General features: G+C 61.3%; 9 protein-coding genes. 3 read left to right on the forward strand and 6 right to left on the reverse strand.

What is annotated here, in order from left to right:
* Positions 1-26 precede the first annotated feature (26 nt).
* Both G5137_RS03580 and G5137_RS03585 read left to right on the forward strand, forming a co-directional pair.
* Entirely contained in the window at positions 27-3,155 is a 3,129-nt protein-coding gene (locus G5137_RS03580) for an efflux RND transporter permease subunit (RefSeq protein ID WP_421254930.1), read from the forward strand.
* 44 nt (positions 3,156-3,199) lie between these two features.
* Complete coding sequence (locus tag G5137_RS03585) at positions 3,200-3,553, forward strand: copper-binding protein (protein WP_421254931.1); 354 nt, start codon at positions 3,200-3,202, stop codon at positions 3,551-3,553.
* Positions 3,554-3,672: 119 nt separating this feature from the next.
* On the opposite strand, the gene G5137_RS03590 is transcribed toward G5137_RS03585, so the two are convergent.
* The 6 genes from G5137_RS03590 to G5137_RS03615 form a co-directional block, all read right to left on the reverse strand.
* The gene (locus G5137_RS03590) at positions 3,673-4,590 is read right to left on the reverse strand and encodes an iron-siderophore ABC transporter substrate-binding protein (protein WP_150996980.1); all 918 of its coding nucleotides are present in this window, start codon (positions 4,588-4,590) and stop codon (positions 3,673-3,675) included.
* Positions 4,591-4,673: 83 nt separating this feature from the next.
* Entirely contained in the window at positions 4,674-5,477 is an 804-nt protein-coding gene (locus G5137_RS03595; protein WP_304520719.1) for an ABC transporter ATP-binding protein, read from the reverse strand.
* On the reverse strand, positions 5,477-6,514 hold the full coding sequence (locus G5137_RS03600; protein WP_204383635.1) for a FecCD family ABC transporter permease: 1,038 nt from the start codon (positions 6,512-6,514) through the stop codon (positions 5,477-5,479). Before G5137_RS03600 ends, G5137_RS03595 begins: the two co-directional genes overlap by 1 nt.
* Before the next feature lie 7 nt (positions 6,515-6,521).
* Complete coding sequence (locus G5137_RS03605; protein ID WP_421254932.1) at positions 6,522-7,538, reverse strand: FecCD family ABC transporter permease; 1,017 nt, start codon at positions 7,536-7,538, stop codon at positions 6,522-6,524.
* Between the two features lie 109 nt (positions 7,539-7,647).
* Positions 7,648-9,615: a TonB-dependent receptor domain-containing protein gene (locus G5137_RS03610; protein ID WP_421254996.1), complete on the reverse strand. Its 1,968-nt coding sequence runs from the start codon at positions 9,613-9,615 to the stop codon at positions 7,648-7,650.
* A gap of 278 nt (positions 9,616-9,893) precedes the next feature.
* Positions 9,894-10,697: a siderophore-interacting protein gene (locus tag G5137_RS03615; RefSeq protein WP_069526731.1), complete on the reverse strand. Its 804-nt coding sequence runs from the start codon at positions 10,695-10,697 to the stop codon at positions 9,894-9,896.
* A 312-nt stretch (positions 10,698-11,009) separates the two neighbouring features.
* On the opposite strand from G5137_RS03615, the gene G5137_RS03620 reads away from it, so the two are divergent.
* Positions 11,010-12,527, forward strand: coding sequence for an HD domain-containing phosphohydrolase (locus G5137_RS03620; RefSeq protein WP_216954328.1), 1,518 nt, complete (start codon positions 11,010-11,012; stop codon positions 12,525-12,527).
* Positions 12,528-12,534 lie beyond the last annotated feature (7 nt).

The following is a 12,534-nucleotide window of genomic DNA, read 5'->3' on the forward strand; positions in this document are numbered from 1 at the left end:
GCACCCAATGAGCAAGGAGCCCAACCATGATCCCCTCGATTATTCGCTGGTCCGTGGGCAACCGCTTTCTGGTGCTGCTATTGACCCTCATGCTCACCGCCTGGGGGCTCTGGTCGGTCAAGCAAACCCCGGTGGACGCCCTGCCGGATCTCTCCGACGTGCAGGTGATCATCAAGACCTCCTATCCAGGCCAGGCGCCCCAGGTGGTGGAGGATCAGGTGACCTACCCGCTCACCACCGCCATGCTGGCGGTGCCGGGGGCCACCACGGTGCGCGGCTACTCCTTCTTCGGCGACTCCTTCGTCTATGTGCTGTTTGACGACAACACCGACCTCTACTGGGCTCGCGCCCGGGTGCTGGAGTATTTGAGCCAGGTTGCGCCCAACCTGCCCGCCTCCGCCCGCCCCCAGCTCGGCCCCGATGCCACCGGGGTGGGCTGGGTCTACCAGTACGCGTTGGTGGACAGAACCGGCAAGCACGACCTCAGCCAGCTCACCTCTCTGCAAAACTGGTTCCTCAAGTACGAGCTGCAGACGGTGGAAGGGGTCTCAGAGGTCGCCACCGTGGGTGGCATGGTGCGCCAGTATCAGGTGCGGGTCGACCCGGACAAGCTGCGCGCCTACGGCATCCCGCTCTCCCTAATCGAGACCGCCATCAAGCAGGGCAACCAGGAGACCGGCGCTTCCGTCATCGAGATGGCAGAAGCGGAGTACATGGTGCGCTCCAACGGCTATCTCAAGAGCGTCGAGGATCTGAAGCAGATCCCGCTCGGCACCAATGTGCGCGGCGCCCCGCTGCTGCTGGGCGACGTGGCGGATGTGGTCACCGGGCCCCAGAGCCGGCGCGGCCTGGCCGAGCTCAATGGCGAAGGGGAAGTGGTGGGCGGCATTATCGTCATGCGCTATGGCGAGAATGCCCAGCACACCATCGACGGGGTCAAGGCGCGGCTCGCTCAGCTGAAGAGCAGCCTGCCGGAGGGGGTGGAGGTGGTCACCGTCTACGATCGCTCCGACCTTATCCAGCGCGCCATCGATAACCTCTCCGGCAAGCTGGTGGAGGAGTTCGCGGTAGTGGTGCTGGTCTGTCTGGCCTTCCTGTTCCACCTGCGCTCGTCACTGGTGGTGGTCATCACCCTGCCCATCGCCATTCTGGTGGCCTTTATCGTGATGCATCTGCAGGGGATCAACGCCAACATCATGTCGCTGGGGGGCATCGCCATCGCCATCGGCGCCATGGTGGATGGCGCCATCGTGATGATCGAGAACGTCCACAAACACATGGAGCGGGAGGCGCTCACCGACAAGAACCGCTGGCGCATCATCACCGAGGCGAGCATCGAGGTGGGGCCCGCCATCTTCTTCTCCCTGCTGATCATCACTATCAGCTTCCTGCCGGTGTTTGCGCTGGAGGCGCAGGAGGGGCGGATGTTCCACCCCCTCGCCTTCACCAAGACCTACGCCATGGCGGCGGCCGCCGCGCTTGCCATCACGCTGGTGCCGGTGATCATGGGTTACTTCATCCGTGGCAAGGTACTGGCGGAGCAGGCCAACCCGCTGAACCGCTGGCTGAGCCAAGGCTATGTGCCGCTGCTCAAAGCCGTCTTGGCCCGCCCGAAAACCACCCTGGCCATCGCCGCCGTGGTGACGGTGGCAGGCTTCTGGCCGCTCAAGTACCTGGGCTCCGAGTTCATTCCGCCGCTCGATGAGGGGGACATCATGTATATGCCCACCACCGCAGCCAATATCTCGGTGGGCAAGGCGCGGGAGATTTTGCAGCAGACCGACAAGCTCATTCGTACCGTACCCGAGGTGCAGAACGTGTTCGGCAAGGCGGGGCGCGCCGAAACCGCCACCGACCCTGCCGATCTGGTGATGATGGAGACCAGCATCCAGCTCAAGCCCCGGGATCAGTGGCGCCCCGGCATGACCCCGGAGAAGCTGAAAGAGGAGCTCGACTCCCTCATCCGCTTCCCCGGCCTCACCAACGCCTGGGTGCCCCCCATCAAGACCCGCATCGACATGCTTGCCACCGGTATCAAGACCCCGGTCGGCATCAAGATAGCGGGGCCGGATCTCAAGGTGATCCAGCAACTCGGCCAACAGCTCGAACAGATCGTTGGCAAGGTGGAGGGCGCCTCATCGGTCTACGCCGAGCGGGTGGCGGGTGGCCGCTACGTCAAGGTGGATATCGACCGGCTCAAAGCGGCCCGCTATGGCCTCAACATCGCCGATGTACAGGCGGTGCTCGCCACCGCAGTGGGCGGCATGGAGGTTGGCCAAACCATCGAGGGGCGCGAACGCTATCCCATCAACCTGCGCTACCCCCAGAGCTATCGCGATTCTGTAGCCAGCTTGGAGCTGCTGCCGGTGGTCACTCCAAGTGGCGCTCGCATCGCGCTGGCGGATGTAGCCCGGGTCTACATCAGCGATGAAGCCCCCATGCTGCGCAGTGAAAACGCGCGGCTCAACGGCTGGGTCTACGTCGATATTCGCGGCCGCGATATCGGCTCCTTCGTCGATGAGGCCAAAGCCGAGGTGGGCAAGCAGCTGGTGCTGCCGGCGGGCTACGCCCTCACCTGGTCTGGCCAATACGAGTACATGGAACGGGCCAAGGCGCGCCTCGCCTACGTGGTGCCGCTGACGGTCGCCATTATCGTGCTGCTGCTCTATCTGGCGTTTCGCCGCGTTCAGGAGGTGCTGCTCATTCTCACCACCTTGCCGCTGGCGGTGGTGGGGGGGATCTGGACCCTCTGGCTGCTCGACTTCAACCTCTCGGTGGCGGTCGGGGTGGGCTTTATCGCTCTGGCGGGGGTGGCGGTAGAGACCGGCGTCTTGATGCTGGTCTACCTCAACCATGCCTGGGATGACCTGGTGGCCAGCGGCAAGCCGGACAAGGCGGGTCTGCACCGGGCGGTGATCCACGGCGCCGCCCTGCGCCTACGCCCCAAGATGATGACGGTGGTCACCATCATCGCTGGCCTCTTGCCCATCATGTGGAGCCACGGCACCGGATCCGAGGTGATGCAGCGCATCGCCGCCCCCATGATCGGCGGCATGGTGAGCGCGCTGGTGCTGACCCTCTTGGTGCTGCCCGCCGCCTACTACCTGTGGCGCAGTCGCAGCCTTGGCAAGAGCGCGTACCCGCAATCCGAATAACCCGATTTCACGATCCATATTGACTGAACGATAAGGAAACCATCATGAACTACAAAACGCTGACCCTGACCCTGCTGCTTGGCCTTGCCACCCAGACCAACCTGCAAGCCGAAGAGATGATGCACCATGAAGGGCACGAGATGAGCCAGACGGGTGAGATGAGCAAACAGGCCGCAATGGTGATGACCAAGGGGGTCATTACCCGCCTCGATGAGGGGAGCGGCAAGGTCGGCATCAAGCACGAGGCGATCGAGAATCTCAAGATGCCCGCCATGACCATGGTCTTTCGAGTGGCAGATCCGGCCCAGCTCAAAGGGCTCAAGGTGGGGGATGCCATCCACTTTCATGCCGAAAGCCAGAGCGGCAAGCTCACAGTGACAGCCATCCAACCGCAATAAACGGCTCTGGCTCGCCGAAGAGGTCACGATAGACAGTGACAACGCAAGAGGGAGGCATCAGCCTCCCTCTTCTTTTGATCAACCTGTTCGTGTGGTCAACCTCTGGCGCGCGATAGCACTCAGCTGCGGGTTGCCAGCAACTGCTCCACATCCTCGATCACCTTGAGGGCCGCCTGTGGGCCACCGCTGGAGGTCCAGAGCGACCCGTCCACGGCGCCAAAGCGCTTGGCCTTGATCACCGGCAGTTGCTGGAACGCCGGGGTCTGCTCCGCCTGACGCATGGCATCCACCGCATCGCCGCTGGCGCTCAGGGTACCGACCACCAGCCAGTCAGCATCCAGCAGGTTGAGGGACTCCAGACTGAGCGCCGGTGAGTGGGGTGCGCCAGTCCCCTGCTGCTTGCTTGGGCGTACCAGCCCCATCGACTCCACTACGCTGCTGGCAAAGGTGCCCTGATACATAAAGCTCGGCCCCTTGGGGTTCCAGCGCACTATGCTGATGCTCTCCCCCTGATGCTTGGCCAGCTTGCTGCGGGCCTGAGTCAACCGCTCGGCATACTGCAGCAAGAAAGTATCCCCTTGCTGGTCGCGGTTGAGGGTGTGGGCGGTGCGGCGGAAGCTATCCTGCCACGGCTCACCCCACTTGCTGGTCACCACGGTCGGCGCGATCTCCCCCAGCAAGGTCAGCAGCTCGGGACGGGTCTGGCCTATCAGGATAAGGTCGGGCTCCAGCGCAATCAGCGACTCCAGATTGGGGCTGTCGAGATCGCCGATCACCTGGATCCCCATGCCCGCCTTGTTCAGCAAATAGCGAGGCAAGGTGGGTTGACCACGGCCATTGACGGCGCCGATGGGGGTCAGCCCCAGGGTCAGGGTGCTGTCGAGTTCGAGCTCGCTCAGCACCACCACCCGCGTTGGCTGGACTGGCACCTGCACCTTCTGGCCAAACGCATCGGTCACTTCACGCATCTCTTGCGCCTGAACCAGCGGCGCGGCCAGCATCAGGATGGCTGCTGCCAGGGCGGCAAAACGCTTCATCATCTCACTCCTTCTCGTTGCACGGCCCGGATAATCGGCCGCGTAAATACACTCGGTGGGCCCACAGAGCAGGCCCATATGACTCAACTCGCCGAACGCAGGGTGCGGCCATGTTCGTGGCGACGGGGTACGATAATGGGCGCCCCATCGCCGGGGGCATGAAGAATGTCAACACTGGTCTGGTAGAGCCGGTCGATTAGATCCTTGGTCACCACCTCCCGGGCCGGGCCCATAGCGGCAATGGTCCCCTCGCCGATGGCGAGCAGCTCGTCACAGTAGCGGGCCGCCATCGCCAGATCGTGGATCACCAGCAGCACGGTTTTGCCCTCGGCGGTGATGCGATGGATCGCCTCCATCACCTCGGTCTGGTGACCGATATCGAGGGCGCTGGTGGGCTCGTCGAGCAGCACCATGTCGCTGTCCTGCGCCAGGATCATCGCAAGCCAGGCCCGCTGCGCCTGCCCGCCGGAGAGGGACGCTGCGCTCTGCTGCCAGATGCTTTCAAGCTGCATCCGCTCGCAGGCAATACGCACCATGCGGGCATCCTCCTCACCCCACTGATTGAACCAGCCCTGATGAGGGTGGCGGCCATACTGCACCAACTGCTCCACCAGAATGCCGGCAGGCAGGGTCGGCCGCTGGGGCAGATAGGCGAGCTCCCGCGCCAGCCCCTTCATGGGGTAGCTGGCAAGCGGCTTGCCTTTGAGCAGGATCTCGCCGCGTTGGGCTTTCATCTGGCCGGATAGCAGCTTGAGCAGGGTCGATTTGCCGCAGCCGTTGGGGCCGACGATCCCCACCAGCTTGCCTCTCGGCACGCTGAAAGAGATGTCCCGCAAAATTGGGGTCTGCTGATAGGCGAAGTGGAGGCGATTTACGGTGAGCGTCATCAGTCAGCCCTCTGGCGATCGTTAACGAGAAGAAACAGCAGCAACAGGCCGCCGAGAATGCGGGTCATGATGCCGGTCGCCACCTCGTGAGGGCTGGCCAGCACCCGAACCAGGGTATCGCTGGCAAGCAGCAGCAAGGCGCCGCTGAGTGCTGCCAGCCAGAGCGGCACCACTCGGTCTTTCACCAGCCAGGAGGCAAGAATGGGGGCCGCCATGGCGATAAAGACCACGGGGCCGCCGATGGCGGTGCCGAGCGCCGCCACCAGAATGGCCTGGGCCAGAATGCCCAGTTGTACCCGATCGCCGTTGACGCCAAGCCCTCTGGCCATCTCGGGACCAAAGCGCAGCACCGCCAGCGCGCGGGAGAGATAGACGATCCAGGGGCAGAGCAGCAGCAACAGAATGGCGATGGGGGTGATGGTGCTGTAACCCACGGCGATAAAGCTGCCCATATTCCACAGATAGAGGGAGCTCAGGTGCAGCAGGGCCTGAGTGGACATCACAAACTGGCCGAGCGCCTCGAACAGCTCGGAGAGGCCGATGCCGATCACCACGAACAGATAGCCTTGCTCACCCGGTTTGCGGCAGAGGGCATAGAGCACCAGCGCCGCGAAGATGGCGCCGATGGGGGCAGCCCACCAGGGCCAGCTGCCTACCGTCAGGTAGAGGGAGAAGACGATGATGGCCAGAGAGGCGCCGTTGTTGACCCCCACCATGTCGGGTGTAGCCAGCCGATTGCGCACCAGCGTCTGCACCAGACAGCCCGAGAGCCCCATGGCCGCCCCCGCCACCACGACCCCAAGGATGCGCGGCAGCCGGATCTTGAACAGGGTGAGCTGCTCAAGCCGCGTCCCCTCCCCCAGCAAGGTGTTGACCACCCCGGCCAAGCCAAGCTTGCCGCCGCCAACGCTCAGGGCCAGCAGAGCCAGCGCCAGCAACGCCATGGCCAGCAGAGCCAGCCAGCGCCAGCTTGGCAGATGGATCAGCAAAGAGCGGTTGCCGGCCCGCAGGCAGAGCATATCGGTAGGTGTGCGCATCAGCCCCTCACTTGACGGTCAGCAGGGTACGAAAGCCCCCGCGGTGGACGATGGCGATCAGCACAGGTGCACCAATCAGGGCCAGAATGACCCCATTTGGCAGCTCGAACGGCTGGATCAGCCAGCGCGCCAGAATGTCGGCCAACAGCAGAAACAGCATGCCGAACAGGGCGGAGAAACAGACCTGCACCGACAGCTTCACCGGCTCTACCAGTCGGCCACAGTAGGCGGCAAGAAAGCCGACAAAGCCGATGGGGCCGGCGATAGCGATGGCACTGGCGGTAAACAGAGTGGCGGCCAGCAGCACGCCAATTCGCACCCGGTTAGGGCGGATCCCGAGCGCCTGGGCCTGACTGTCCCCCATCTGCATCAGGGTCAGCTGGCGACAGAGCAGCAAGGTGATGACAAACGCCGCCAGCACGAAGGGCAGTACGGCAATGATGGCATCGAGATTGGCCGCCGACAGGGAGCCGAGGTTCCAGAAGCGGTACTGCTCCAGCACCATCTTGTTGGAGAGCAGCAAAAAGCTGGAGAGACCGCCGAAGGTGGCGGAGAGCGCCACCCCGACCAGAATGAGCTTGAGGGGGTTGGAGCGGCCAATCATCATGCCAAGCCCCAGCACAATCACGTTGCCGAGCAGCGCGCCGAGTCCGGCCCAGAGCAGATAGCCGTAGGCGGACTCCACCCCGAACCAGGTAAGCCCCACCACCAGCGCAAAGACGGCCCCGGCGTTGACCCCGAGCAGGCCAGGCTCCGCCAGCGGGTTGCGGGTCGCACTCTGCAACAAGGAGGCAGCCAGAGATAAAGAGGCGCCGACCACCATGGCGCAGAGGGTGCGCGGCAGTCGCAAGGTATTGAGCACCATGGCGAGCTTCTCGTCGCCAGCCCAGCGGGCATCCCCCATCAGGTAGCCGAGTACCTCGCTGGCACCATAGACGCCCGCACCGGTGGCGAGCGAAAGAGAAAGCAGTATGAACAGGAGGAACAATCCCAGCCAGAACAGCGAGGTCTGGTCTCTAAGCACCCTTTAACTCCTTATGATTGCAATGCCATGTGGTTGAAATAAAAGCCGTCACCCGAGGTGATCCCTTGACAACAACGGAAGCCCGCCAGGGCGAGCTCCCGCTCAGCCATTACAGCTTGTAGGCCACTCCGGCATAGACAGTGCGCCCGTCGAGGATTTGATCGGCCTCGGTGGCAACCCAGTCACGCTTGGTATTGGTCAGGTTGTTGAGTCCGAACTTCAGATCCAGTGCCCGAGTGGCGTTCCAGACTGCCCCGACATCCAGGGTGTGGAATCCGGCGGTGGTCTCATAGGTGGTGCCGCTCATGCGCGGAACCGGAAGGATCTGGCTGCCGGTGTAGTTCCAGCCGAGCTGGGTACTCAGGCTCTCGATGACCTGCCACTCCAGCTTGGCGTTGGCGGTATGCTCCGGCGTCCGATAGAGATCCTTGCCGCTGGTCTTGTCCTCCCCGTCGATCAGGGTGACGTTGCTGGAGAGGGTCAGGGCATCGGTAATATCAAACCAGCCGCTCAGCTCCACCCCCTTGATGCGGGCCTTGCTGACGTTCTGATAGGTCATCACCGCCGGACGCCAGGTGGAGGTCCATGCCTCGCTCTGGATCTTGTCCTTAATATCGTTGTGGAAGACGGTAACCCCGGCGCCCCAGAACGAACCATCATAGGCGGTGCCCAGCTCGTAGCTGACGGCGGTTTCCGGCTTCAGATCCGGGTTGCCCACCACGGCGCAGCGACCGCGACAGGCAGCTACCGCATAATCCGGGTTGGACTGGGCAATGGTCGGCGCCTTGAATGCCTTGCCAATCCCGCCCTTGACCACCCAGTTGTCAGTCAGGCTGTATAGGGCATAACCGCGGGGGCTGAACTCGGTGCCATAGGTCTCGTGGTGATCGACCCGGCCACTCAGGGTCAACGCCAGATCGCCAAAGCCAAACTCATCCTGCAGATAGAGCGCGCTCTGGTTGACGCTGACATCGCCCCCCTTGAGGTTGACGTTATGCTTGAGTTCGGTGATGCGGTACTCGACACCGCTGGTCAGCAGGTGGCTGCCCAGATTACCGCTCACCTGCCCATCGAAGGTGTGGTTGGTCTGGCTCACATCGCCGCTGGTCTTGCTCAGCGCCGTCATCAGCTCGGAGTCATCAAAGAGATCAACCTGCTCGAAGGCATAGCCGACCCGGCTGTCGAACTGCTCCCAACGGCCGACGTGGGTGGCATTGAGCCCCAGTCGTTCCATCTGCTGGATATTGCGCGGCGTCTGGCCGTAGTTGTTCCAGTTGGCCTCCCGAGCGTCTTTGGCGTAGTTCATCCCCACATCCAGATCCTGACGATCATCGATAAGCCATTTGACGTTGGAGAGGATCCCCAGCTTTTCACGCTGCTCGATGGCATCGGCCTTGGGGTTGATGCTCTGCTCACTCTGCCAGGCGTCCCGGTGGTTCCCTTCTACCACCAGGTTGGCCAGCAGCTTGTTGTCGATCAGTGCCCCGCCCACATAGGCGCTCGCCTTGTTGATATCCCCGCCGTGACCATCGGTGGGGTCGCTGAAGGTATAGGTGGCCGCCGCTTCGGTCTTCTCCCCGGGTTGGCGCAAGATGACGTTGACCACCCCACCCAGCGCATCGGCACCGTAGAGGGAGGAGATAGGGCCACGGATCACTTCGATACGCTCAATGGCCGCCATGGGGATGGCGGAGAGATCGAAATCATTGCCATAACCGGAGGTAAGAGCATCGCGGGAGCTGATACGCCGGCCATTGACCAGCAACAGGGTGTAATCTCCCTCCAGCCCGCGCAACTTGATCTCGCTGCGGCCGTAGCTGGTGGCAGGGCTGATATTGACCCCCGGCAACTGTTTCAGAGCGCCGGTCAGATCATTGACATTGAGCTTGTCGAGCTCGGCCCGGGTCACCACAGAGACGCTGGCCGGGGCGGTCAGCTCGCTGTGCCGGGTTTTACTCGCCGTCACCACCATAGTTTCATGAGCGATGACAGGCTCAGTCCCTTGGGCCAGAACTGGCAGGGCAAAAAGGGACAATACCAGCGGATGCACTGCAAATCGTCGGGATGATGTACGCATCATCAACACTCCACATAAAACAACCAAGGCCAACACCACCGACATCCCTGTCTGACCTCGCCAGACCCGGTGCAAAGTGATGGAGTTCATTGGCATGAACAGTCGTCCATGCCCCATCACCCCGAACATCAGTGCATTACGGCAGGCCCTGCGTTGTGCTATGCCACTCGCAGCCATCAATAACAAAAGCGCCGTACCGACTGACATCGAGACGGCGCAATACTAAATGCAAATCATTTTTATTTGCAAGAGTGAATCAGGTATTCTTTCGCATTCGCTTAATTATCCATCACATCGTGGCGAGTCTGGTGATAGGCCTCTTCACTCTTGCCCCGGCGCCAGTACGGCACGGCGTAGAGCGACTGGCGATCCACCTCGAGCACAGACCGAAAATGGCGGCGCAGCGGCAGCACCAGCGCCTCTTCCCCACCCAGCCAGAAGAAGCCACCATCGCGCACCAGCGGCAGAGCAATCACATGCTCCAGCAGGCCGCTGGACTCGGGCTCGCCGACAAACCAGTGACAGCGCACCCCGACCGGCAGCGTCAACGGCTGAGCATCGGCCTGATCCGGCACCAGAATCGCAATTTCCCCTCTGGCATCGGCAGGCATCACCTCGCACATCGCCATGATGGCGGGCAAGGCGGTGAGATCCCCTACCAGACAGTAGTGATCGGCCGGTTGCAGCATAGGGTTGGGACCACCCGGCCCGGAGAGGATTACCTTCTCTCCCGGCTTGGCATGGGTAGCAAAGGCGCTGGCGGGCCCGCCGTCACCGTGCAGCACGAAGTCGATATCAATTTCCTGCTCATCACGGCGAAACGCGCGGATGGTGTAGGTGCGGATCACCGGCTTGTCAGCCGGGTCACTCCAGCGCGGGCCGCTCGGGGTCATTGCAGGCAGCACCGGCTCTACCTGATGGGGCTGGGCCAGCATCACCTTGATATGGGCCCCACCGCAGGTGAAGGGATAGTCAGCCAGTTCGCTGCCACCAAAGGTGATACGACGCAAATGGGGGGTGATCTGGGTAATGGCTTTGACAGTCAGCAGACGGGGACGATTGGGAGGCAGAGATGGGGACACAATGAGGCTCCTCGTTGAGTGTGTTGCCTATGCTACACACAAATGGGAATCACTATCAAATGCGATTATTTCTCGTCTATCCGGCTCAAACATCACTAATCACTACCATCAGCCCCCGAACAGAGAAACGGGCTTATGCACGCTAGTCCCATGATTGGACGAAGAAAGCAGCCGGACAACAACACTGTCACGCAGGGTTCCATTTGCCTATTTCGACCATAGTTTTTCGAGATCAAATTTTATTTCTCAATAAGTTTCCTATCCTTAGTGAAGCAGTTAATGTAAGCACAGGATGCCAAACAGGATTGTATGATGGATGACCAGATCCTGATTATTGATGATGACGAGCTCTCCCTCCCCGACGCGCAGCAAGCAGGCTGGAGGGTGATGATTGTTGACGATGAACCGGAAGTGCATCGCATCACCAAGATCACTTTAAACAAATTCGAGTTTGACAATCGTCCCATCGAGTTTCTGCATGCCTATTCGGCTGCAGAGGCAAAAAAATTGCTGGCCACCACCCCGGATGTTGCACTGCTGCTGCTGGACGTGGTGATGGAGGTCGATCACGCCGGTCTTGATGTTGTCAAATATGTCCGTGAAGAGCTGCAAAACAAGATGGTACGCATCGTGCTGCGTACCGGCCAACCCGGCCAAGCGCCGGAAGATGACGTGGTGACCAACTACGACATCAACGACTACAAGGATAAAACCGAGCTCACCTCCCAGAAGCTGCGCACCCTGCTGCGGGCCAGCCTGCGCTCCTATCGGGATATCCGCACCCTGGAAAGCAACCGGCAAGGGCTGGAAAAAGTCATCGAAGCCTCCAAGGGGATCTTTGAGAAACGGGCGCTGCGTCAGTTTGTCGAAGGCGCCCAAGAGCAGCTGAGCGCCCTGCTCCATCTGGGAGAGACCCAGATTTACGATGTAAAACAATATGCCTACGAAGTGAAGGATCAACTGCTGGAGCCCCTGCTGCCAGGTCATCCCCCGGTGCGGTTGACAGAGGCACCCGAGATACTGCGTCAGGCCATGACCCGGGGCTGCAATATCTACAACACCAACCAGATGGTGCTCTACTGCCAAAACCCGCGCCACCACCTGTTGTTTCATATCGAGACCACTCGCCAGCTCAGTCAGATCGATACCAGCCTGCTGACCCTGTTTACCGAAAACATCATAGTGGCACTGGAAAATATCCGGCTCAACGAGGTGATCGCCGACAACCAGCGGGAGATCATCTATCGCATCGGCGAACTGGTCGAAACCCGCTCCAAGGAGTCAGGGTTACACGTCAAACGGGTCGCGCTCTACACCGAGCTTTTCTGCCATCTGCTGGGGATGAGCGAAGAGCAGAGCGAGCTGGTTAAACGGGCCTCACCACTGCACGACATTGGCAAGGTGGGGATTCCCGATGCCATTTTGCACAAACCGGGCAAGCTGACCCCGGAAGAGTGGGAGATCATGAAAACTCATGCCCAACTCGGTCAGGATATGCTCTCCGGCAGCGATCTGGCGTTGTTCCAGATTGGCGCCACCATAGCAGGCAATCACCATGAGAAGTGGAATGGCAGCGGTTATCCCCGCGGTTTGAAGGGGGCCGATATCCCACTGGAAGGACGGATCGTGGCACTGGCCGATGTGTTCGATGCCCTGGGTTCGGATCGCTGCTACAAGAAAGCATGGCCGCTGGACAAGGTGCTGGCCCTGATTGAAGAGGAGAAGGGGCAGCATTTCGACCCCCAGTTGGTCGAGCTGATGATGGCCAATCTGGACAAGTTCCTCGAAATCCGCGAGCAGAACAAGGATGTCTATATCGGCGATCACTGATTGCTGC

The sequence above is a fragment of the Aeromonas sp. 600282 genome, from assembly GCF_049175755.1.
In the GTDB taxonomy this organism is placed as follows: domain Bacteria; phylum Pseudomonadota; class Gammaproteobacteria; order Enterobacterales; family Aeromonadaceae; genus Aeromonas; species Aeromonas veronii_A.

Bases quoted from the DNA above. Each gene is read 5' to 3' on its own strand.
- G5137_RS03595 (WP_304520719.1), bottom strand. From the start codon at position 5,477: ATGACGCTCACCGTAAATCGCCTCCACTTCGCCTATCAGCAGACCCCA.
- G5137_RS03620 (WP_216954328.1), top strand. From the start codon at position 11,010: ATGGATGACCAGATCCTGATTATTGATGATGACGAGCTCTCCCTCCCC.
- G5137_RS03580 (WP_421254930.1), top strand. From the start codon at position 27: ATGATCCCCTCGATTATTCGCTGGTCCGTGGGCAACCGCTTTCTGGTG.
- G5137_RS03600 (WP_204383635.1), bottom strand. From the start codon at position 6,514: ATGCGCACACCTACCGATATGCTCTGCCTGCGGGCCGGCAACCGCTCT.
- G5137_RS03610 (WP_421254996.1), bottom strand. From the start codon at position 9,615: ATGCGTACATCATCCCGACGATTTGCAGTGCATCCGCTGGTATTGTCC.
- G5137_RS03590 (WP_150996980.1), bottom strand. From the start codon at position 4,590: ATGAAGCGTTTTGCCGCCCTGGCAGCAGCCATCCTGATGCTGGCCGCG.
- G5137_RS03585 (WP_421254931.1), top strand. From the start codon at position 3,200: ATGAACTACAAAACGCTGACCCTGACCCTGCTGCTTGGCCTTGCCACC.